Here is a 20,378-nt window from a genome sequence, read left to right as displayed (position 1 = left end):
GCTGCAGGCGCGCGCTTCGCGCCGTAACGCCCTCTCTCCCTCCGCGACACGCATCGGACATGACGCACACGCACGCCTACGCCGCGCACTCCGCCACCACCCCGCTCGTCCCGTTCTCTTTCGATCGACGCGCGCCCGCCGCGCACGACGTGGCGATCGACATTCTGCACTGCGGCGTGTGTCACTCCGACCTCCACACGGCCCGCAACGAGTGGGGCGGGGCGACCTACCCGTGCGTCCCGGGGCACGAGATCGTCGGGCGCGTCACGTCGGTGGGGGGGGCGGTCTCGCGCTTCGCGGTCGGTGACGTGGTCGGGGTCGGCTGCATGGTGGACAGCTGCCAGCGCTGCTCGGCGTGTGACGAGGGCCTCGAACAGTACTGCGAGAATGGCTTCACAGGCACCTACGACAGCAAGGAGCAAGGCGGCGGCCCAAACACGCTCGGCGGCTACTCCAGCCACATCGTGGTGAACGAGGCGTTCGTGTTGCGCATCGGTCACCCGCCCGAGCAGCTTGCGGCGGTGGCCCCGCTGCTGTGCGCCGGTATCACGATGTACTCCCCCCTGCGCCAGTGGAAGGTGGGGCCCGGGAGCAAGGTGGGTATCGTAGGTCTGGGCGGTCTCGGGCACATGGGCGTCAAGCTCGCCTCGGCCATGGGCGCGCACGTCGTGCTCTTCACCACGTCCCCCCGCAAGGCCGACGACGCGCGTCGGCTCGGTGCGGCCGAGGTGGTCGTGTCCAACAACCGCGCGGAGATGAAGCCCCACCGCAACAGCTTCGACTTCATCCTCGACAGCGTGGCGGCCCCGCACGATCTCGACGCGTATCTCTCCCTCCTGAAGCGTGACGGGACGCTGACGCTGGTCGGCGCACCTCCGAGCCCACACCCGTCGCCCACCGTGTTCAACCTCGTGTTCAAGCGCCGGCGGCTCGCCGGGTCGCTCATCGGCGGCATCGCGGAGACGCAGGAGATGCTCGACTTCTGCGCCGAGCGCGGGATCGTGTCCGACATCGAGTCCATCGCGATGGCCGACATCAACGACGCATACGAGCGGATGCTGGTGGGGGACGTGAAGTACCGCTTCGTCATCGATATGGCGACGATCCAGCCGGTGAGTTGACAGCCGCACCTTCGGCGTGAGAAGCCATCCCCAGGTGGTGAGCGCCCATTCGGTCGTCGTCGTGTCGCTCGCCGCCGCGCCACATGCCGTCCCCGTCCGAACTCGACTCGCTCCTCGACCACCCGTGGATCCTGCGGACCTACGCACCCGTCTACGTCATGCGTTTTCCGGCCGAGCCGGACGACGCGACGCTGGACGCGTTCTGCGCGGCTCGTGAGCGTTGGGCACAGCGTGCGCGCTTCTCCTGTGCTTGGGTGTGCGACATGAGCCAGCTGCGCACCATGCCCTCGGCGAAGCAACGCCGGATGTTCGCGGAGCACCTGGGGCGCTTCGAGCCACATGACGTTGCGTGGAATCACGGGAGCGCCATCGTCGCGCCGAACGCCGTCATCAAAGGCGCGCTGACCGCGGTGTTCTGGATGGCGCCCCCGAAGTTCCCGAACCAAGCCTTCGGGTCGTTCGACGACGCCCTCGCGTGGGCCAAGGCGCAGCTGGCCGCGCCCATGAGCGAGCGCGCCGCCGGCTGACGATGCGTCGCCGTGAGCGCGACGGCGGCCCAGAGTGGGCCTGCTATCCTCGGCCTCATCATGAACGTCATCCGCAAGCTCATGGACGGTGCGCGTCCGGTCGTGCGCGCGCGCCGCGCCGTCTTCGGTCCCCTGCGCCCCACCTGGAGCGAGGACTTCGAGGTCGTGGCCACCGTGCTACGCAGGTCCTCCAACGCGTCGACGCTCATGCCCCTCGCGTGGCAGCGGGCCGTGACGGACCCGCCGCGGCCCGAGACGCGAGTGATGCGCGAGACCCACATGGCGGACGTGCACGTGCCCTCGCCAGCCGGGCCGATCCCCTGCATGTGGTTCGAGGCCGCGAACCACGACCCCGAGCGTGTCCTCATCTACCTGCATGGAGGGGGCTACAGCATCGGTTCGCTGCGCTCGCACCGCGACCTCATCTGCCGTATCGCGCAGGCCGCGCGCATGCGCGTGCTCGCGCCGGCCTATCGCTTGGCCCCCGAACACCCGTTCCCGGCGCAGCTCGAAGACGCGCGCGCCGTGTACGCGTACGTGCGGGCGCAGGGCGTGCACCCCGAGCACATCGTCATCGCAGGGGAGTCGGCGGGGGCCGGCCTCACGCTCAGCACAGCGCTGTGGCTCCGAGACCAAGGGCAGCCTCTCCCTGCGGCGCTGGCCGTGGTTTCGCCGTGGGTCGACCTCGAGGGGCGTGGGCGCAGCCTGGACGACAACCGCCGCTACGACTTCGTCTCGCGCTACGCGCTCCAGCAGTACGCCAAGCGGTTCGTCCCGCGGCACGAGCTGCGCAACCCCCTGGCGGCTCCGATCCACGCCGCGCTGCACGACCTGCCCCCGCTGCTCATCCACGTCGGTGCCGCAGAAGGGTTGCTCGACGACGCGCTGCACCTGGCCGAGCGCGCACGCGACCAGGGGGTGGACGTCACGCTGCAGGCCTTCCCGGACATGATCCACGCGTTCCACGTCTTCGCGCCCCTGCTGCCCGTCGCGCGCGAGGCCATCGCCGACATTGGCGCGTTCGCACGCGAGCGAACGGGCGCCACACCTTGACGCGAGCGCGTCCGGCGCGCGGGCCGCTCCGCCGGGGCTGGGCCTTCGGGGTGTCCGCGCGCGGGACGACTGAAGGCTCGTTCATTTCTTGCGTCGCTGGCTTGACGCTCGCCGCGGCTGATTCAAGATTCCTCTTATTACGCGCGCACACCGTTCATGGGTGCCAAGTGTAATCAACTCCCCTCTCGACCCTTCGGACCCGCTCCGAGTGGAGGCACCCGTGGCAACGCACGCGATCAACCGGTACAAGGCCGACCTTCGTGACTTTCAGTTCCTGCTCTTCGAGCAGTTCAACCTGCAGGACGTGCTCGGCAAGGGCCCGTTCGCGGACTGGGACGAGGAGCAGTGCCGCATGGTGCTCGGCGAGGTCTACCGCTTCGCGTGCGAGGTGACGGGGCCGCTCAACCAGGTGGGCGACCACCAAGGCTGCCGCATCGAGGACGGCCGCGTGAAGACCCCCGAGGGCTTCAAGGGTGCGTGGGACGCGATCTTCGAGGCCGGCTGGCGCACGCTCGCGGCTCCGGTCGAGATGGGCGGGCAGGGCGCGCCCTTCACGCTCTCGGCGCTGTCCGAGGAGATGATCAGCGGCTCCAACACGGCGTTCGCCATGTACCCGGGCCTGTCCATGGGCGCGGCCGAGGTCATCCAGCACTTCGGCACGGACGCGCAGCGCAAGAAGTACGTGGAGCCCATGATGGTGGGCAAGTTCGGCGGCACCATGTGCCTGACCGAGCCCCACGCGGGCTCCGACGTCGGCATCGCCAGCACGTCCGCCACCAAGAACGCCGACGGCACCTACAACATCAAGGGCACCAAGATCTTCATCTCGGGCGGCGACCACGACTTGGCGGACAACGTCATCCACCTGTGCCTCGCGCGCATCGAGGGCGCGGGCCCGGGCACCAAGGGCCTCTCGCTGTTCATCGTGCCGCGCGTGCGCGTGAACGACGACGGGAGCCTGGGCCAGACCAACGACATCACCGTGCCGAGCATCGAGCACAAGATGGGCATCAACGGGTCGGCCACCTGCGTGCTCAACTTCGGCGACAACGACGCGTGCGTCGGTGAGCTGGTGGGCACGGTCGAGAACCAGGGCATGCCGCAGATGTTCAAGATGATGAACTTCGCGCGCATCGGCGTGGGCATCCAGGGGCTCAGCGTGGCGAGCAACGCGTACCTGAACGCGCTCGAGTACGCCCGTGAGCGCAAGCAGGGCTCGAGCGTCAAGAACTTCAAGGACGCCAGCGCCGAGCGCGTCGCCATCATCGAGCACCCCAACGTGCGCCGCGACCTGCTGGACATGAAGGCCAAGGTCGAGGGCATCCGCGCGCTGATCGTGAAGCTGTCGATGCACAGCGACCGCGCCCTCGTCATCGGTGGCTCGGACGACGCGTCGGCGGCCTACCACAAGGGGCAGATCGACCTGCTCACGCCGATCGTGAAGGCCTACAGCACCGACGAGGGCTTCCGCGTGTGCGAGACGGCCGTGCAGACCTACGGCGGTCACGGCTACCTGCAGGATCACCCGGTCGAGCAGTGCCTGCGTGACTCCAAGATCTTCAGCATCTACGAGGGCACCAACGCCATCCAGTCGATGGACCTCGTGGGCCGCAAGCTGGGTCAGGCCGGCGGCGCGAACACCAAGGCGTTCCTGGCCGACATCCAGAAGTTCATCGACGCCAACAAGGCGCACCCCGTGCTGGGTGAGGCCGTGGGGCAGCTGCAGCGCGCGCATGGCGCCGTGGGTCAGTGCGTCATGCAGTTCATCCAGTGGTTCCAGGGCGGCCAGATGCAGAACATCCCGCTCAGCTCCGAGCGCTTCCTCGGCATCATGGGCGAGCTCTCCATCGGCTGGCTGCTCCTGGAGCAGGCGGCGCTCGGTCTCGAGAAGCTCGAGGGGCTGAGCGAGACGCACCCGGACCGCGCCTACTACACCGGCAAGAAGTTCGCCGCGCTGTACTTCGCGCAGAACGTGCTCGCCCTGGTGCCCAGCCGCGCCAAGGTCATCGCGAGCGCGGACCAGAGCGCCAACGACATCCCCTTGGACGCGTTCGCGACCGTCTGAGCTACACGGTTCTGCTCCGGTCGAGGCGCCCGCGGTCCATGGCTGCGGGCGTCTCCGTGTCTGCGACCCGCGGTGAGGCACGCGCGTCGTCGACGCGGGTTCGGGGCCCTGGTCACGGCGCGACGGCTGGGCGCGCCACGACGCACGCGGCCGGGTCACGGTGTGGCGGGCGCACGACGAAGCGCGCGGCTGGATCACAATGCGGCGGGTGGGCGCACGACCAGCAGCGTGTCCAGCTGCGCCACGAAGCACTCGACGAGCTCCTCGCGAGACACGAAGGCGGGGCGCTCGCTGAGCCACTTGAGCCCAACGAAGATGGCGCCGTTGACCATCACGTAGAGCCCTGCGCGGCCGCCGCGGATGCCGTAGCCGATGGGGTGCGCGAGCAGGAAGTCGCGTACGGCGTCCCCGAGGCGCGTCTCCAGCAGGGCGGCCAGCCCAGTTCCTGAAAGGACCGGCGTGGCCGTGAGGATCTCGGCCAACAGCGCGCCGTAGGGCTCGAGGCTCATGAGCAGCGCGGACGCGATCTGGCGGACCAGCGTGCTGGGCGGGAGGTCCACGGCGCTCAACGTGACGGCGCGGATCTGGCGCTCGGCGGAGAGCACGCCGCGCTCCACGATGCCGGCCATGACCATCTCCTTGTTCGCGAAGTATTGGTAGAGCGAGCCGGGGCTGACGCCCGCGACCTCGGCGACGCGGTTGGAGGTGAAGCCCTCGATGCCCTCGCGCTCGAGGACTCGGATGCCGGCGTCGAGGATGCTGTGCACGGTCGCGATGGCGCGCTTCTGGCGTGGGATCTTGGAGAGGGAGGCGCGGGGCAGGGGGTCCTCGAGCATCGTCGGTGGAGCATGCCCGGAAAGCGAGTTGAAAGCGAGCTGGCGTCACATTCATGATGTCGGTCATGACGACACGCACCGCCATCCACCTCCCGACCCGCATGACCGCCGAGCAGTGGAAGACCGTCGGCAGGTGCGTGCTACGTGTGCTCGCAGACTCGAACCGCACGGAGGACATCGCGCTCGCCGAGGAGCTCTCGGCGCAGGACCAGCTTCGTCATCTGATCGCGAGCCGGGTCATGGAGACCGGGGAGGGGCCGGCCCTGATGCGCGACCGCCCCCACTTCGGGGACATCGACTTCGACCACCTGCGGTCGCTGCCGGCCAGCACGCTCGGAGGCGCCTTCGCGCGCTTCATGGACGACAATGGGCTCAGCACGAACCTGTACGACATCCCACCCGCGCACACCGCCGACCCGGACGAGGCCTATCTGATCTTGCGCATCCGTCACGTCCACGACGTGTGGCACGTGCTGACGGGGCTGGGCGTCGAGGGGCACGACGAGATCCTGCTGCACGCGTTCCAGCTCGCGCAGACCGGCTTGCCCAGCTCGGTCGCGCTGATGGCGCTGGGGTCGCTGAAGCACATGGCGCTCGAGGCGCGCTTCTGGGCGCTGCGGAGGGGCCTGCGGGCCGCGTTCCTGAGGGGGCGCGCGGCGAGCCCGCTCTTGCCTGTGTACTGGGAGCGCCACTTCGAGGAGCCGCTGGCGGAGGTGCGGGCGCGCCATGGGATCCGGCCGTGGACCGCGCGCGACGTGGAGGCCTCCGGGCGCTGGCGTTGGGCGGGCCCGGCTGCGGCCTGACTGTCCAGGAGGGGGCTCGCGCCCCGCTTCGAAGCCTAGCATCCCCCTGTGACAGCGGCTTTTCCCGTTCTTTTTGCTTGTCAGCCTGGACGCCCTGAACTAAACAGCTGTTCAGGAGAACGCAGCGACATGGCCCAAGACCCGAACCGCGAAAAAGCCCTCGAACTAGCCCTCGGCTCCATTGAAAAGAGCTTCGGTAAGGGCTCCATCATGAAGCTCGGCGACAAGGTCGCCGAAGAGGTCCCCGTCGTCCCCACCGGGTCCATCTCGCTGGACATCGCGCTCGGGGTCGGCGGCTACGCCCGGGGCCGCATCATCGAGATCTACGGACCGGAGTCCAGCGGTAAGACCACGCTCACCCTGCACGCCATCGCGCAGTGTCAGCAGATGGGCGGTGTCGCGGCCTTCATCGACGCGGAGCACGCGCTCGACCCTCAGTACGCCCGCAAGCTCGGCGTGAACGTAGACGAGCTGCTCGTGAGCCAGCCGGACCACGGCGAGCAGGCGCTCGAGATCGCCGACACCCTGGTGCGCTCCGGCGCGGTCGACATCATCGTCATCGACTCGGTCGCCGCGCTCGTGCCCAAGGCCGAGATCGAGGGCGAGATGGGCGACAGCCACGTGGGTCTGCAGGCGCGCCTCATGAGCCAGGCGCTGCGCAAGCTCACCGGTACGGTGCAGAAGAGCAACTGCACCCTGTTCTTCATCAACCAGATCCGCATGAAGATCGGCGTCATGTTCGGCAGCCCCGAGACCACCTCGGGCGGTAACGCGCTCAAGTTCTACGCGTCGCAGCGGCTCGACATCCGCCGCATCGCCACGCTCAAGGTCGGCGAGGACGCCATCGGCAACCGCTGCCGCGTCAAGATCGTCAAGAACAAGGTCGCCCCGCCGTTCCGCACGTGCGAGTTCGACATCCTGTTCGGTCGCGGCATCAGCCGCAGCGGAGACATCCTCGACCTCGGGGTCGCGGCGAACATCGTGGACAAGTCGGGGGCCTGGTACAGCTACAACGGCGAGCGGGTCGGACAGGGCCGGGACAACGCTCGCGTCTTCCTCGAAGAGCACCCCGAGATGATGTCCGAGATCGAGGACAAGCTGCTGGCCAAGCACGACCTCGCCCGCGGGGGCGGAAAGCCGAGGGGCGACGCCGGTGCCGGTGCCGAGTCGTCGGATGACGACGGCAAGATCAACGGCAAGGGCCGGCGCGCACGCGCCAACTGACCCCGCGTGCTCTCGGCATGTGTGGGCGCGGCGTGTGGGCCATCGAGCGCGGTCAAGCCACGCCACGTGCTCACGGCGTCGAGGTGGCTCGTCTTGGCGCTCGCGGTGGCGGGCTGCCACGGTGGTGGCGAGCGCACGGCGCCGCAGGTCGCGGCACCTCGACCACTCACAACCTATACGCCGCCTCGGGCAACCTGGGTCCTCGCGCTGGCACCACAGGTGCTGCTCGGGGATCCCGCCTGGGCTGGTCTCATGGAGGTTGCGTTCCCAGAGGCACAGCGCCGGGGGTTCGAGCGCCTGTTCGTCGTGCGCGCCACCGAGGTGCGTGAAGCCACGCTCACGCGATGGGGCCAGGATGGCTTCGTCGCGCTGGTCCGCGGAGACTTCAGGGGGCGCGACGTGGTGCGCGCTCTCGGCATGCGCATGAACACGGTCGAAGTCACGCGCGAGGAGCCCGCGCGTCGCGTGGGATTCCTGGGTACGGTACGACGCGAGGCGTTGGAGCTGGATGCTGCGACCTTCGCGTACTCCGGTGACGCGGGTCCGGCCATGGCGCACATCGCCTCGGATGCCCCCCCCGACTCCGCGGCAAACACCGACCGCACGCGGTTGGAGGAGCTGCTCGACCCGGCCCCCGTTCGGTACTTCCATCTTCGCCCCGTCGCGCCTCCTCCAGACAGCCCTCTGTACTTGGTGTTCTCGCAGCAGCGCGCTGCGGGCATCGGGCTTCGCATGGTTGGCGCGGACACCGCGGAGCTCCAGGTGGTGCTCACGGGCGCCTTCCCTTCCACGATCGAGGACAACCTCCGCACGTTGGTGGGGCACCTGCTCCGCTCCGACCTCGGCCATACCCTGATTGGCCGCGAGCCTCCCGCCGTGGCCGTCCAGGTCGGGGAACATTTCGTGGGTCTACGTGTTCCAGTCCGGGTCAGCACGCTGCAAGCGGGGCTGCGCGTGCTGTTCGTGGACGGGCTGGCGGAGCTCCTCGGGGCGGCGTCTTCCCAGTCTAAATGTTTGAAATTACGCGACAAACACAATGTGACCGCTTGACGCACACGGTCTCCCGAGGTAGAATCGGGTAACCCACGCACGAATGACACGGGGGCAACCTGGGCTGGTCACCGCCAGCCCCTCTCTGTGTTCAGGGGGAAACGAGACACTCATGAGCTTCAACATCGGCGACAAGGCCGTGCACCCAGCGCACGGCGTCGGAGAGATCACCCGCATCGAAGAGCGTGATGTGGGGGGCACGCGTAGCCAGTTCTACATCCTGAAGATCGTCGAGTCGGGCATGACCGTCATGGTCCCGACCGACCGCGCGAAGGTGGTGGGGCTGCGCGGCATCATGTCCAAGAAGGACGCCAAGGACGTCCTCGCCGAGCTGGAGTCCACCACGGTGGCCGTGAAGTCGCAGCCGTGGAACCGCCGCTACCGCGAGTACATGGAGATGCTCAACAGCGGGTCTCCGCTCGAGGTGGCCAAGGTCTTGCGCGACCTGTCCCGGCTGCGCACGGACAAGGAGCTCAGCTTCGGCGAGCGCCGCCTGCTGGAGCAGGCCCGCGGCTTGCTGGTCACGGAGCTGGCGCTGGCGAAGCGCTGCAAGGAAGCCCGCATCGAGCAGGACATCGACGCGCTGCTTCCGCCGGCGTGAGGCCGCACATGGCCGGTCGCGCTCCACACAACGCTCGCACGTCTCACGCGCGTGGGCTCGGCGTGGCCGCCGGCGGGCTCTTCTCTCGACCGCGCTACGCCGCGGTCTACGGCCTGTTGGGGCTCGCCCTGCTCGCGGCGACGCCCGTCACGTCTGGGTGCCACTCAGGTGGAGCGGCAGGGCCGGAGCCTGACGCCCGGGGTGGCCCGACGTCGTCGGGGGACGAGTCGTCCGCGGAGGCTTCCCGCGGGACGACGGACTCCGCCGGTCCGCCTGCGGGTCGGGACGAAGCGAGCGCGGAGGCCCCGCAGCGCTTCGACCCGGGCGACATACCCTTCCGCGGCAACCCTGAAGGTCGGGTGGTGGTCCAGGTCTTCTCGGACTTCGAGTGCCCATACTGCAGCCGCGCTCGCGACCACGCCACGCGCCTGCTCGCCGACTTTGCCAGCGTGCGTTTCGAGTATCGTCACTTCCCGCTGTCCATGCACCCCTCCGCCCACATCGCGGCGCAGGCCGCCGTGGAGGCGTACGCACAAGGCGGCAACGAGACCTTCTGGTGCTACCACGATGCGGTGTTCGACCACCAAGACGAGCTCTCGCGCGAGCGACTGCTCGGGTTGGCCGGGCGCTGCGGGGTCGATCGCTACACTCTCGAACGGGCACTCGACGACCGCCGTCATGTCGCGCGGGTCGAGCGTGACCGCTCCGAGGCTCAGCAGCTGGGGGTACAGGGCACTCCGTCGTTCACCGTGAACGGTGCCCTCGTGGACGGCGGGGACTATCCAGATCTCGAAGAGGCCGTGGACAACGCGCGCTGAAGGCCCCGGCAGCGCACCACGCCTGGCGTCACGCGCCGGAGCGATGGACACGCCTCAGGGCTCGCGGTCGGGGACCCGTTCTGCTTCGCCCGTACGCGCCGGCGCAGGGCGTCGCGCCTCGCTCTCGTCTTCCTCTTCATCGGGCGACTGGGTCGGCGACAGCAGTGGGCCCGCGGAGACCTCGGGCCCGCCTTCGGGTCCAAAGCGGGCTTCCCGCAGGAAGTGCACGGGCCGCGGCGGCAGATACGTGGCCGCCCCGACCGTCAAGACGCGCAGCACGGCGGCGCCCGTCGCGGCAATCGGGTTGGCGCGCTCTCGGCACTCGAGCGGGGCTGCAGGACCCGCCTCCGGGAGCCCCGAGCACCGACCCGGCAAGAAGAAGCCGCCGTACGGCTCCTCGACGGGCTCCGCAGGAAGAAACTCCGTCATCTGTCCCCCCATGCTGTCGCGCCATGTGTAGAGGGCACCATTCCAGGCCAGCAGCTCCTCACGCACGGGACGCTCGTCGGGGTACTCGATGGTCAGCGGGAACAGACGCAGGCCGTGCTCCACGTGCGCCTCACCGATGCTCACCAGCACCTCCTCGCGGTCCTCCGACGACGTGGAAGCCCCGAAGGCGGCCGCTGAGCGGCTCGTGGAGACGCGCTCGTAGCGCCACCGGTTGCCCTCCCGCACGTTGAAGCGCGGGGAGCCTAGCTCCTCGCCCGCCGTGAGCGACATGCTGTGACGCACACGGATGGTCGAGGAGGCGATCTCGAGGCTGTACGACAAGGGCCCTGCCTGCGTGGCGGTCACCGTCTGCACGTCGGGCACGGGGAAGCCGGCACCGCAAGACACGAGCGTACGCACCTCTCGGGGACGCCCCACGTGCAGGTACTGGTGTCCCTCGCGCTCGAAGCGCGGCAGGCAGTCCAGCACCACGAACCACGTGGCATGCGCCATCACTGCGGCGCCACAGAGCAGCCCGGCCGCACCCAGCCCAAACGCCAGCGCAGCAGGCCGCCCTTGCACCTTCCGAGAGCGCTGCACGACGAGCCCAAACAGAAAGAGCGACGCACCGAGCACGGACGACCATGTGGCGCGCTCCAGGAACGGACGAAACACCCGATAGCTGTGGATCTCGCTCGAGCCCCCATAGGGGCCGCCCACCGACCACCACGCCAGCACCGGCATGCCCACGAACAGCGCGCCGACCAAGATCACGAGGAACAGAGGGGCGCAGCCCATCTGGGGTGCGCGGCGTCCTCCGGCCTGAGGTAGGGAGTAGCCCACCAAAGAGAGCGCCCCAAGCGCAATCGCTCCTGCCGAGAGCCACAGAGGCCAGGGGTGGATGGTGTACTCGTGCCCGCGGCTGACGACCTGCTCCAGCATGCTCAGCCCGCCAGCACCAGCGGCCAGGGCAGCCCGCCCAGCTCGTCACGGACCTCGGCGAGCCCCGCGCGAATCTGAGCCATGCTCGCGCGCTGAGACGGCTGCCGACGAAGGCCCGCCTGGAGCAGGCGCGCGAAGCGCTTGGTCTCGTCGAAGCGGGTGAGCTGCTGGATGCCCTCGGGCACGCCGTCGTGCTCGACGTGCGCGCCGATCATGCCGATCTCGGTGTCGGCGCTGAAGAGGCACAGGTTCGTGATCAACTCGAACGCCATGCAACAGAACGCGTAGACGTCCACGGGCGGGGCAGCGTCCGACGGCAGCGCACCCCACACCTCTGGAGCGCCGTACTCGGCCGTGCCACACCCGGGCCGCATGTGACGCCCCGCGAGACCGAAGTCCACCAGCACCGGGGACTCCTCCCCCAGCGCGCCCTGCCGCACGATGATGTTGGAGGGCTTCACGTCGAGGTGCCCCACGCCGATCGCGTGCATGGCCTCGAGCCCGGCCGCGACGCCCTCGAGCAGGCTCAACGAGCGCGCCATGCTGAGGTCGTTGGTCTCGAGCAAGCGCTCGATGTTCGGCCCCTCCACCAGCTCCATGACGAGGATCGGCTTCGGCCGCGCGCCCGCGTCGAAGGTCACGAAGCGCGCGATGTTGGCGTGGTCGGGCAGCGCCAAGAGAGCGCCGGCCTCTTCGCGAAAGAGCCGCAAGAACTCGGCTTCCGAGAGCGTGCGCGCGGCGGCGCCCGAGTAGTCGGGCACCTTCAGCGCGAAGAGCTCCGCCTGCGCGGTGTGGCGCTCACCCGACCGCTTGGCCGCGAACACCGAGCCGCCAGCGCCGTTGCCGATCGTGTCCGTGACGTAGAATCCCCCGAGCGTGCGGCTCGGCGGCATCCAGGCGGGCATCTTCACCACCTTCTTGGACACCGTGAGCAGGCTCGGCCGAGACGAGCGCGGAGCGTCGTCGGGGAGCCGCGCGATGTAGCGGACCGCCGCACCCAGCACGCGCGCGATGGCGTGCGGAAAGTCGTGCTGGGCGGCCTCGACGAACGCCTCGGCCTCCTCGTCGAGAGGTTCGGGCCCGGAGCGGATGACGCGCTGCACCCGCACGTCCATGAGGCGTAGCGTGGCCACCGAGTAGGGCTCCTCCACGTCCAGCATGGAGAGGCGCCGCCGCGCGCCCGCGACCAGCTGCGCCAGGTCGACGACATAGTCCTCGAGGTCCCCAAGCGGCGTGTCGGTGGAGCGCTCTGCCAGCTCGCTCAGCGAGTCGCAACGCAGCGCCCCTCCCAGTCCGCGCGCCAGGCGGCTGAGCGCCCCTCGCAGCGCCTCGACCCGTGGGGAGCAGGCGACGGGAAGGTCGGTCGCGAGCTTGCTCATCGCGTCCACGGCGAGCAGTACACGATCGACGCGGTCGAGGCTCTCCGTCGCGCGCTCGAGCACCTCGTACGCGTCGAGGGCGCGTTCCACCTCCGGCATCATGGAGGCCTCGGAGATCGAGCGGATGTCATCGGTGTTCGCGCCGAAGTCCCCGGCGAAGAGGACGACGTCCGAGATCTCGGCGACCTCCTCGCGGACGAGGGCATCCATCGCGCGCGCAGACGCAGCGCACAGCGCGCGGCGCAGCCCCCTGCCGTGGTCTTGTTGGAGGCGCGTGAGCAGCACGCGTGTCGTGAGCACGCGCCTGGCGCGCAGGAGATGCTCACGTGGCTCGACCTGCTGACCGTCTGCGTCGACCAGGTGAAGGAAAGACTGCAGGCGCCGGATGCGCAGCGTGAACTGCGTGCTGTCGTCTCCCGCGGCCATGGGCTCACCTTCGTGGATGACGAGCCAGTTGGTGAGCCGCTGGAAGATGTCGCCGAGCGTGCGGCGGGTGTCGGCCTCTTCCTCGGCCTCGGAGCGGCGCTGCAGCACGAGCAAGTTCACGAGCCCGTCCGTGCTCAGCAGCGCAGCATCCAGCTCGCGCAGCGCCAAGAACGCGGTCTGCCTGCCGATGCGCTCACCGAGGTCGCAGTCCTCGAGCTTGCTGATGCGCTCCTCCGTGGCCGTCAGGATGTCCTGCGCCATCCGCGCCGCCACCACGGGGCTCTCTTCCGCGAACGCGCTGAGCGCGTCGGCGACCATCTGCGGGAGCGATCCCGCTGCGTCCGCCTGTCGCTCTCCGAGCTCGTTCGCGACCGCGATCATCAACGCGGCCTTGCCCTCGTCGATGCGGTCGTCGGCGGCCAGCGCCTCACGCAGCTGCACGCGCGCGCGCTGAGCTGCCCAGGCGGCGAAGTCCTCACCGAGCCGCTCGCGCCGGAGGTCCAACAGCACCTCTGCGACGGAGAGCGAGCCTTCACGGACCAGCAGCTCGAGGAGCTCCTCCACGGCTTCGGGCTCGCGCTCGGCCGCGCGTGGGAGCCCGAGCATCAACGCGGAGGGCAAGCCCTTGTCCTTTTCCACGAGGTCGCTGGCCAGCAGACGGTGGCACGCCGACAGGGCCGACTCTGGCTGCACGGTGATGCTCGCGGCGAGCGACACGGCCGCGCGACGCCACTCGGTCACGCTCAGGTTCGGCGCGAGGTGCTGGTGGATCTGCTCCTCGAATTCCGGGAGCGCACCCGAGAGCAACCCCCGAGCCGATGCTACGTGCCGCCACACGAGCGACTCGCGGTCGTCCAGCAGGCGCTGCCAAGCCCGGCTCACCTCGGGGGTGCGGAACACCAGCACACCCGACGGGTCGCCGTCGGCGGCCCGCTGAGCCGCCTCGCGCGCCGCGCGCTCGATCAGGCGGGCGGCCAGGCGTCGCGACGGAAGCGACCCCATCGCGGGGCGCAGGAGCCACTCGTCACGCAGCTCGGTGCTGGAGATGAGCGCGTAGGCCAGACTGTCGGCGCGCGCGCCCGTGCCGATCGGCAGGTCTAGCGCGAGGGCCACGCGGGCCCGCACGCCAGGGCCGCTCAAGACGCGGGCGCGTCCCAGGGCCAGGCGCGTCGCGAGCGCCACGAAGGTGGCCGCGTTGCCGGAGTGCAGCCGACGGAAGACCAGCCGCCCGAGGTCGCGCTTGGCGCTCCCTGGGGGTAGGGCGGCGGCAAACTCGTAGAGGGAAGCGGCGGCGAACGGGCCAGGCAGCCAGTCGAGATCCTCGAGCAGTCGGTCGGCGCTGGCCTGCTCCACGCTGCGCAGCAGGTCGTCTGGGTCGAGCCCCTCCAGCGGAGCCGGGTGCTGCAGGTTGACGATGGTCGCGCCCAGCGTGGCGAGGCTCTGACGCCAGACGCCACGCCGCTCCTCGGGATCCGAAAGGCGATGGAGCTGCGTCAGGCCTTCGAGGTAGTCGCGCGTCCGCATGAGGGGGCGTCAATCTACCAGTGAATGCGGAGGAACGGGCAAGAAGACACGCGCCTCACGCGTGTGGGTCCCACCAGGGCGCAGGCCGCCAGGCGCCGAGCAGACCTCTCCGGCCCCAGGCGGCCCGTCGTCCCGCCGCGGGGGCGCCCTCCCATCGACCGGTTCACAGCGCGTCCACCCGATCGTCGTCGGGCACCGCGATCCCTGCCATGCCCAGCAACCGGAGCGCGTTGCTGCTGGTCACGACCCCCTCGCGCAAGAGGTAGTCGAAGATCATCTCGTCGTCGCGCATCACGTCGGTGAAGTGCACGTTCGTGACCTTGCCCGGGCGTTCCCGCTCCAACTCGGACAGCGCGATGTCGTGTGTCGCCGCGAGGCCCATCGCGCCTCGGTCCAGCAGGTGCGTCAACACCGCCCGCGCACCCAGGTGCCGCGCCCGCGCGTTGGTCCCCCGCAGCAGCTCGTCCAGGAGGAACAGCAGCGGCGGCTGGGCGTCCGCCCGGTCGACGACGGACCGCAGCTTCGCGAGCTCTGCGTGGAAGTAGCTGGCCCCGCGCTGCAGCGAGTCGTCCACGCGCATGCTGGCCCGTAGTCGCACCTCGGGCAGTCGCAGCTCGTCGGCCAGCACGGGCCCCCCCGCGAGCGCGAGCGCCGTGTTCAGCCCGACGGCGCGCAGCAGCGTGCTCTTTCCCGCCATGTTCGACCCTGTGATGATGACCGCGTGCCCAGGGCCTCCCAGCGTCACGTCGTTGGGCACGCGCGCGTGTGTCGGGATCAGCGGGTGCGCGAGTCCACGCGCCCGGAAGCCTTCGGTGGCGGGCACGATGTGGGGATACGTCGACCCAGGCTCGGCGTCGCCGAACGCGGCCAAGGACGCGAGCGCCTCGAGCTCGCCCAACGCCGCGAAGACCCGCTCCAGCTCGGCGCCCACGCTCCGGTTCCAGCGCTCCAGCTGGAGCAGGACGTTCAGGTCCCAGAGGGTCAGCAGGTTGACGAAGAAGTGTACGGGGAACTGGTGTCGGAACTCGGCCAGCCCAGCCCAGCGGTCGAGCCTTCGCATGTAAGCCGACGGGGGCGCGTCGCCGGCGTGGACGTCTGCGTGCAGCTGCAGCAGGCGCAGGTCCGTGAAGCGCGCCTCCTCGACGCACACCAGCGCCGCGGAGAATGCCTCGATGTAGCCGCGGCGCGCGGCGATCAGCTCGAACGCGGCGTGCGAGCGCCCAGCCAGTCCGAGCGCGAGCGTGGACTGCAGCGCGACCGCACCCCAGAACACACCGTCCGGGAGCAATCCGAACTCCGTGGCGACGTACACCCCCAGCAATGCGAGGGGCGAGAGCAGGGCGACGGCCATCAGCGGCGTCCCGAGCACGCCTGGCGTGCGCTTCGTGAAGGTCAGGAACGGGCCGGCGTCGAGCCGGTCGTCACCCGCCGCGATCCTCCCGGCCGCCTCGAGTTCTTGCCGGAAATCGTGCAGGCCGGCGAGCTCACGGACGGCCCCCTGGCGCGCCTGTACCTCGCTCGCCGAGGCGGGTTCGGCCAGCCACTTGGCGAGCGTCTTGGTGCCGCGCAGCGTGCGCGCGCAGTCCAGGCGCTGCAGCAGGCTGGCGGGGCCCACCAGGTCGACGTCCACCGCGTAGGGGTGGCCACCCGGCAAGAGGCCGCCGTGCGGCGCGGGAAGCTCGGCGGCGCGGCCCGTCATCCGCAGAATGTGATCTCGGTGCAGGTCCCCGCGCAGCTCGGCCGCTCGCTGTCTCGTCAGGAGGCGCGCGTGCGCGATCACCAACAGCATGAACCCGACGGTCCCGATCAGCGCGAGGGAAACACCCGTCGACCCACCCCCGTTGAACGCGCTCGCGACGCCCACCACGGCCGTGACGAAGTTCACCAAGCGCAGCAGGCTGAGGCGCTCGCTCAGCTTGCCCAGCGCGGCGGCCTTGTCTCGGAACTCACGCTCCCTGTGGAGCGTGCGGGCCAACGCGGGCGTGTCCGGCGTGACCGCGTCTCCGGTAGCGAGCGCCGCGCTCTCGTGCGCGGTGTCGGGTGGGGGCAGGCTGCCGGGCGCGAGGGGCGGTGAGGTCGACGTCACGGGACGTACTTGTACGTCACTGGCGCGCTCCGGGCCACGCGTGTGGTCGGGCGGGGTACGCCACTGGCGCGCGCTCCGGGCCACGCGTGCGGTCGGGCGGGGTGCTCAGTGGCCGCGCAGCAGGCGGGAGAGGTTCTCCTTCTCCCACACCTGCGCTCGCGCAAAGCACTCGAACGCGCGCTCCCGCCGCCGGAACTCCGGCGTGTGGAAGCACCGGCGACCGTCCTTCTCCTCCGCGCCCAGCTCGTGGTGCAGCAGTTCGTGGAAGATGACGGACTCTACGTAGAAGTCGGGCACCCACTCCTGGTCGAGCACGGGGTGGATGCGGATGAGGCGCTCGTCGGCCGAGTAGGTCCCCAGCTGGATGCTCTTGCGGCGCCGGCCGCGGTGCACGCCCGCCACGCGGCGACCCCACGTGATGCGAGCCTCGGTGGCGCCGCCGAAGTGGCGGTCGACGATGTCGTCCATCATGGCCACCAGGTCGTGCACCTCGCCCTCGACCCGGATGTGCGTGTTGCGCCGCTGGCTCCCCCGGATGACGTCGTGTCGCGCGGCGATGAACGAGTCGATGCGCATGGAGGCGCGGCGGTCCGCGTGACCCAGGTAGGCGCCGATGGCGTCCAGCGTGGCCTCGTCCGCCTCGAGGAACATGTGGTGTAGACGCACCTCCAGCTTGCCCCCACGGCGGCGCGCCGAGAGCATCGTGCGGCGGTTGTCCGTGAACGCCACGCGCACGGGCTCACGTAGGCTGCTGGCGATGTGAGCCGAGAGCTGACCGGCCCGCGAGAGCGCCTGGTCCGAGCTGCGCAGGAGGAAGGGCATCGGCGCGCTCGTGCTGCGCCCCGCGGGCACATCCGGAGTGCGGTCGGACGTCGGGTCGGCCACGGCGAGGGCCGATGGCGGCTCGACGGCGCGGTCGCGGACCCCAGCGCGCGGCACGAGGGGGCTCGTGTCGGAGGCGCCAAAGTCGAATCCCAGCTGCAGAGTCACCGGGTGGGGCTACGGGATTTCACCCCCGCGTGTCAAGAAAGTTGCCGGTCTGATGCGTCGGACGCGATCGTCTGCGACCCGCCAGGCGCGTCCTCCCGACCTGCCGCGGGCGACCTGCGGCCCGGCCCCGAGCGGCCGAGCGGCCGTGTCCCCTGGGTCGGTGGGCAGCCTCCCGCAGCCCACCGACGACACCGTCATCGGCGATCCGTCGGGACCCAGCAGGCGTGGAAACCGAGGGGCACGCGCCGTGGCAGCAACACCCGGGCCACTGGCCCAGCGGCCAGGTCCTGCGCGCGCAGCACCACCACCTCGCTGCGACCCGTGCCCTCGTCGTGCACGAAGCTCGTGAGGTATCCGTCGTCCTCGTGCGCTGCGAGCTGCGCGCGGCTGGGGTCCGCCGGCGCGAAGGGCGCCTCGCTGCCGTAGCGGCCGGGGCCGAACATGTGCTCGCTGGTCTCGCCCGTCGTGGTGTCGTACTTGACCACGCCGTCGAAGCGCAGCGTCGGCGTGGGCGCGATGCGCATGTTGTAGCTGTAGCGCGTGGGCCGCCCGAGCTGCTCCACGTTCATCGACGGGAACTCCGTGTTGCGGTCGTCCAGCGTGCGCTCCCGGACCGCGCCCGTGCGCAGGTCGAAGCGCCACTCGTAGAGCTCGGCGTTCATCGTGAGGTTGGCCATCATGACCGCGTAGATGCCGTTGGCCGGGTCGATGGGGGGCAGCGGGTTGCGCACGCGGCAGCCCACCAACACGAGCGTGTCACCTTCCTCCCACGCGTTGATGGTGTGGTAGACGTAGCAGGGCTCCGCCTCGAACCAGTGGATGTCCTCGCCGCGGCCGTGGTGCGGGAGCACGCCGAAGCGCATGGGGGTGTCCGCCGGCAGCTCGAGCCCCCAGCGCCCCGCGCGCTTGGCCCTCTCGCTGACGCGCAGGGGCGGGTCCATCACCACCACGTGCTTCTCCGAGAGGGCCATGTCGTGGGGGAAGCGCGGACCGTCGAGCGCGATGTCGCTCAGGTGCGTGAGCTCGCCCGCCGCGCTGACCACCCCGTAGCGCATGTAGGGGGCCACCGGCCCGTAGTCGAAGAAGTGCAGCTCGCCCGTGCGCGGGTCCACCTTGGGGTGCGCCGAGAGCTTGACGGGGCGCTCCGCGCCGTAGCGCATGGGGCCCTCCGTGCGCAGCGACACCGGGTCCAACTCGTAGGCGGCGCCGCCCATGTACCACGAGGTCTGCGCCTTGCCGCGGAACGCGAGGATGTCCGTGTTGGACGTGTCTTTGTAGGGGGCGCCCCGGGGGTTGTGCTGCACGGGCTCCATCAGCCCGGTGAAGAGGCACTCGCCCGCCGTCCCTTCACGCTCGAACCAGGTGGTCCGCACGTAGCGGTTCTCGTATGTGGCCCGGCCGTCCTCGAAGCGCAGCGCGTGCACCATGCCGTCGCCGTCGAACCAGTGGTGCAGCCCACGGGGCGTGAAGCGCGGGTTGGGCCCGTTGCGCAGGTAGCTCCCGCACAGGTCGCGCGGGAGCTCGCCGATGATCTCGAGCGCCTCGTGCTCGACGCGCCGCTCGTCGTCGATGGGGGCGAAGCTGCCGCTCAGGTACGGGTTGGTGTCGTGCATGGCGGAACTTGCATAGCGAAACTCACGCTTGATGACAAGACCCCTTCGCCGCAGCTGGCGCACCGCAGTCGCAGGCGGAGCGCGGCCCCGCACCGGTGCGTGAGGGCCAGCGACGGGTGCCCGCGTCGCGCGTCCCCATAGGCGATGAGCGCGACCACGAGCGGGTAGAGGGCGAGGCCGCGGGGGCTGAGCTGATACGCGGGGCCACCCCGCACCAGCTGCGCGTCGGTTAGGCGCTGCAGTCGTTCGCTGACGATGTTGGGCGCCGCCTGGGTCGCTTCGACGAGGCCCGTGAAGCGCTGCTCGCCCATGAACAGCGCGGCCACGACCTTGGCTGCCCATGCGTCTTCCAGCACCTCACGTGCGCGCCAGAGCGGCTTGCGGGTGCTCCGTGCCCGAGTGGCGCGTCCTCGCGTGGGCGCCCCGTCCGCGTCGGTCGCGCTCTCGTCCGCGAGGTCGTCGGGATAGCTGGCGGTCACGTCGCGGGCGTGCACCACCTCGCCGCACGTCGCGCACACCGCCACCGCGCGCACGGCGTGTCCCGCCGCGTCTCCGTGCCACAGCGACGGATCGGCGCCTGCGTGCGTCACGTCGAACGCGTCGGCGAGCGCGAGCACCGGGAGCAGCGATGCCCCCGCCGCGCTCAGCGCGTACGCGTGGCGCGTGGGACGCTCGCGGTACGCCCGCGCCTCCACCAGTCCGTGCGAGACCAGGTGGCGCAGCCGCGTGCTCAGCGTGCTGCGTGGGATGCCCAGCCCCGCCGCCAGCTCCTCGAAGCGGCGCGGGCCACTGAGCAGCGCCGACAGCAGCGACAGGGTCCAGCCGTCGCCGATGGCCTCGAGCGTGCTGGGCACGGAGCTGTGCGCGATTCGGTCGCGGGTCGGCATGGGA

16 protein-coding genes are annotated in these 20,378 nt (G+C 70.2%); 9 read left to right on the top strand and 7 right to left on the bottom strand.

All coding sequences use genetic code 11. The features are described 5' to 3' along the window. The first annotated feature begins 59 nt into the window (after positions 1-59). From H6726_09335 to H6726_09320, 4 genes are all read left to right on the top strand, one after another. On the top strand, positions 60-1,121 hold the full coding sequence (locus tag H6726_09335; protein MCB9657835.1) for an NAD(P)-dependent alcohol dehydrogenase: 1,062 nt from the start codon (positions 60-62) through the stop codon (positions 1,119-1,121). Positions 1,122-1,204: 83 nt separating this feature from the next. After that, positions 1,205-1,648 carry a hypothetical protein gene (locus H6726_09330; GenBank protein ID MCB9657834.1) on the top strand — a complete coding sequence of 148 codons (444 nt, stop codon included), beginning with the start codon at positions 1,205-1,207 and terminating at the stop codon, positions 1,646-1,648. A 60-nt stretch (positions 1,649-1,708) separates the two neighbouring features. Next, positions 1,709-2,701 carry an alpha/beta hydrolase gene (locus H6726_09325; GenBank protein MCB9657833.1) on the top strand — a complete coding sequence of 331 codons (993 nt, stop codon included), beginning with the start codon at positions 1,709-1,711 and terminating at the stop codon, positions 2,699-2,701. A gap of 220 nt (positions 2,702-2,921) precedes the next feature. Continuing rightward, positions 2,922-4,766, top strand: coding sequence for an acyl-CoA dehydrogenase (locus tag H6726_09320; GenBank protein MCB9657832.1), 1,845 nt, complete (start codon positions 2,922-2,924; stop codon positions 4,764-4,766). Positions 4,767-4,960: 194 nt separating this feature from the next. On the opposite strand, the gene H6726_09315 is transcribed toward H6726_09320, so the two are convergent. Beyond that, positions 4,961-5,602 (bottom strand): TetR/AcrR family transcriptional regulator, encoded by a 642-nt coding sequence (locus H6726_09315; GenBank protein MCB9657831.1) that lies wholly within the window; start codon positions 5,600-5,602, stop codon positions 4,961-4,963. A gap of 65 nt (positions 5,603-5,667) precedes the next feature. On the opposite strand from H6726_09315, the gene H6726_09310 reads away from it, so the two are divergent. The 5 genes from H6726_09310 to H6726_09290 all read left to right on the top strand — a co-directional run bounded on the left by H6726_09310 (position 5,668) and on the right by H6726_09290 (position 10,098). Next, positions 5,668-6,405, top strand: coding sequence for a hypothetical protein (locus H6726_09310; GenBank protein MCB9657830.1), 738 nt, complete (start codon positions 5,668-5,670; stop codon positions 6,403-6,405). Between the two features lie 129 nt (positions 6,406-6,534). Beyond that, positions 6,535-7,629 (top strand): recombinase RecA, encoded by a 1,095-nt coding sequence (recA, locus tag H6726_09305; protein MCB9657829.1) that lies wholly within the window; start codon positions 6,535-6,537, stop codon positions 7,627-7,629. 252 nt (positions 7,630-7,881) lie between these two features. Beyond that, the gene (locus H6726_09300) at positions 7,882-8,679 is read left to right on the top strand and encodes a hypothetical protein (protein MCB9657828.1); all 798 of its coding nucleotides are present in this window, start codon (positions 7,882-7,884) and stop codon (positions 8,677-8,679) included. Between the two features lie 112 nt (positions 8,680-8,791). Then, the gene (locus H6726_09295) at positions 8,792-9,280 is read left to right on the top strand and encodes a CarD family transcriptional regulator (GenBank protein MCB9657827.1); all 489 of its coding nucleotides are present in this window, start codon (positions 8,792-8,794) and stop codon (positions 9,278-9,280) included. Positions 9,281-9,288: 8 nt separating this feature from the next. Then, a complete protein-coding gene (locus H6726_09290) occupies positions 9,289-10,098 on the top strand; it encodes a thioredoxin domain-containing protein (GenBank protein ID MCB9657826.1) in 810 nt (269 codons plus the stop codon). Positions 10,099-10,152: 54 nt separating this feature from the next. Here the strand turns inward: H6726_09290 and H6726_09285 are convergent, their stop codons facing one another. From H6726_09285 to H6726_09260, 6 genes are all read right to left on the bottom strand, one after another. After that, a complete protein-coding gene (locus H6726_09285) occupies positions 10,153-11,469 on the bottom strand; it encodes a hypothetical protein (protein MCB9657825.1) in 1,317 nt (438 codons plus the stop codon). Positions 11,470-11,471: 2 nt separating this feature from the next. Then, entirely contained in the window at positions 11,472-14,798 is a 3,327-nt protein-coding gene (locus tag H6726_09280; protein MCB9657824.1) for a protein kinase, read from the bottom strand. Positions 14,799-14,961: 163 nt separating this feature from the next. Further along, entirely contained in the window at positions 14,962-16,884 is a 1,923-nt protein-coding gene (locus tag H6726_09275; protein ID MCB9657823.1) for a DNA mismatch repair protein MutS, read from the bottom strand. 105 nt (positions 16,885-16,989) lie between these two features. Next, positions 16,990-17,874 (bottom strand): hypothetical protein, encoded by an 885-nt coding sequence (locus tag H6726_09270; protein ID MCB9657822.1) that lies wholly within the window; start codon positions 17,872-17,874, stop codon positions 16,990-16,992. Between the two features lie 194 nt (positions 17,875-18,068). Continuing rightward, positions 18,069-19,487, bottom strand: a complete 1,419-nt coding sequence (locus H6726_09265; protein ID MCB9657821.1) for a carotenoid oxygenase family protein — start codon at positions 19,485-19,487, stop codon at positions 18,069-18,071. Beyond that, positions 19,463-20,374: a helix-turn-helix transcriptional regulator gene (locus tag H6726_09260; protein MCB9657820.1), complete on the bottom strand. Its 912-nt coding sequence runs from the start codon at positions 20,372-20,374 to the stop codon at positions 19,463-19,465. Before H6726_09260 ends, H6726_09265 begins: the two co-directional genes overlap by 25 nt. Positions 20,375-20,378: the final 4 nt, after the last annotated feature.

This window comes from Sandaracinaceae bacterium, assembly GCA_020633055.1.
GTDB lineage: Bacteria > Myxococcota_A > Polyangia > Polyangiales > Houyiibacteriaceae > JADJJE01.
This window is presented reverse-complemented; position numbering and strand designations above follow the sequence as displayed.

Coding starts and splice junctions, on each gene's coding strand:
- H6726_09335 (MCB9657835.1), top strand. CDS start 60: ATGACGCACACGCACGCCTACGCCGCGCACTCCGCCACCACCCCGCTC.
- H6726_09330 (MCB9657834.1), top strand. CDS start 1,205: ATGCCGTCCCCGTCCGAACTCGACTCGCTCCTCGACCACCCGTGGATC.
- H6726_09325 (MCB9657833.1), top strand. CDS start 1,709: ATGAACGTCATCCGCAAGCTCATGGACGGTGCGCGTCCGGTCGTGCGC.
- H6726_09315 (MCB9657831.1), bottom strand. CDS start 5,602: ATGCTCGAGGACCCCCTGCCCCGCGCCTCCCTCTCCAAGATCCCACGC.
- H6726_09310 (MCB9657830.1), top strand. CDS start 5,668: ATGACGACACGCACCGCCATCCACCTCCCGACCCGCATGACCGCCGAG.
- recA (MCB9657829.1), top strand. CDS start 6,535: ATGGCCCAAGACCCGAACCGCGAAAAAGCCCTCGAACTAGCCCTCGGC.
- H6726_09300 (MCB9657828.1), top strand. CDS start 7,882: ATGGAGGTTGCGTTCCCAGAGGCACAGCGCCGGGGGTTCGAGCGCCTG.
- H6726_09295 (MCB9657827.1), top strand. CDS start 8,792: ATGAGCTTCAACATCGGCGACAAGGCCGTGCACCCAGCGCACGGCGTC.
- H6726_09290 (MCB9657826.1), top strand. CDS start 9,289: ATGGCCGGTCGCGCTCCACACAACGCTCGCACGTCTCACGCGCGTGGG.
- H6726_09285 (MCB9657825.1), bottom strand. CDS start 11,469: ATGCTGGAGCAGGTCGTCAGCCGCGGGCACGAGTACACCATCCACCCC.
- H6726_09280 (MCB9657824.1), bottom strand. CDS start 14,798: ATGCGGACGCGCGACTACCTCGAAGGCCTGACGCAGCTCCATCGCCTT.
- H6726_09265 (MCB9657821.1), bottom strand. CDS start 19,487: ATGCACGACACCAACCCGTACCTGAGCGGCAGCTTCGCCCCCATCGAC.
- H6726_09260 (MCB9657820.1), bottom strand. CDS start 20,374: ATGCCGACCCGCGACCGAATCGCGCACAGCTCCGTGCCCAGCACGCTC.